Origin of the sequence: Leucobacter sp. cx-42 (assembly GCF_014529985.1) — a bacterium.
GTDB lineage: Bacteria > Actinomycetota > Actinomycetes > Actinomycetales > Microbacteriaceae > Leucobacter.
In genome coordinates this window covers 1-1,244 of record NZ_JACVMU010000020.1, presented here as the reverse complement: position 1 = coordinate 1,244, position 1,244 = coordinate 1, and the positions used below count along the sequence as shown (strand labels likewise).

1 protein-coding gene is annotated in these 1,244 nt (G+C 58.1%); it reads right to left on the bottom strand.

Annotated features, from left to right (window positions below):
• Nucleotides 1–39: 39 nt before the first annotated feature.
• A complete protein-coding gene (locus ICM05_RS12570; RefSeq protein ID WP_353055913.1) occupies nucleotides 40–1,122 on the bottom strand; it encodes an IS1249 family transposase in 1,083 nt (360 codons plus the stop codon).
• Nucleotides 1,123–1,244: the final 122 nt, after the last annotated feature.

Genomic DNA, 1,244 nt, shown 5'->3' with positions numbered 1-1,244 from the left:
GGGTTATAGGACAAAAAGAGTGGATGGCGTTGGGCGATTTCAGCTGTGGCCGGCCCATCCGCTCCTTGCCCAGAGGCCTTCTTCTGCAGTGACACCGGTGTCGTAGAAGCTCACGGTCGAGGCCTGTTTCGGGGCTGGTGCTGCTCGGGTGTCCCGTTTGTCTTGCCCTGGGTTCGTGATGAATGAGTGGGCGTCTTCGATCCGGATTTCGTGGAGCACAAGGAACCATTCCGCTGCTCGCTGCATGTGGGGTTCACTCATCCCGCGATGGTTTCGGAGCAGAGTCCTGATGCCGTTGTTGATGCCACCCTCGAGGGGCGAAGTGGTTTTCCCGTTGCCGTGTTCTAGGTATGTGAACAACACTCCTTGCTGGTTGAGAGACCGGAGCAGGTTCCAAGCTTTGCGGAGTCGTTCATGGGTGTATCCGGTACTGCCATCTCGATACCGGGTGCGTTCAGTGGTGAGGTGTCCGTAGGCCTGCCACCAGGTTTCTAGGAGTTTCTTCCACTCGATAGCGTCCTCAACACTGTCCACTTGTGCGAGTGTTTTCCCGATCTGGTTCAGGTGTCGTCCTGCCGGGGTTCTGGGGGTGAGGGTGAGGTGTCTGCGCAGATTCAAGCGGACGTGGAAGATGCAACGCTGCACACGAGTTGCGGGCCATGCCTGTTTCAGAGCGGAAGCGATTCCTGCTCCGCCATCACACACCACCACTGTTGGTGCAGGGATCTGGGTCAGGAGCGCGTTCCATGCTGCGGCTGATTCTCTGGAGCACCATTGCCAGGCGAGTACCTGAAGGTCTTCGGTGACTGCGATGAGGAGACACCAGGATCCGATGTAGATCCCATCGACGAGGATCGTGTGGTGTGTGGTGGTGACAGGTCCGAGGGTGGGGTGTATGTCCCAGCACCAGGCGGTTCCTCTGCGGAATGTTCTGGCGCTGGGGCCTGGGAGCTCGGTTTGCGCGTGTTTACCGGAGAGCCAGGTCAGGAATCTGGTGAGTTGATGTTTCCGGGTGAGATCGCCCCGTTTTCTGGTGGTCGAGGTGCCACAGGTTGGACATCGCCAGCGTTGGGTACCGGAAGGGTGTCGACCGTTCTTCACGAGTTTGGTGTGGCATACCACGCATTGGGTTGGCGATGTCGTCGTTGGCACGGTTAATGGTGCCGGACATTAGTGATCTGGTTCTAGCGGCGTGATGACGCGGTTAGATCAGGGTTCCATCCACTCTTTTTGGCCTATAAGCC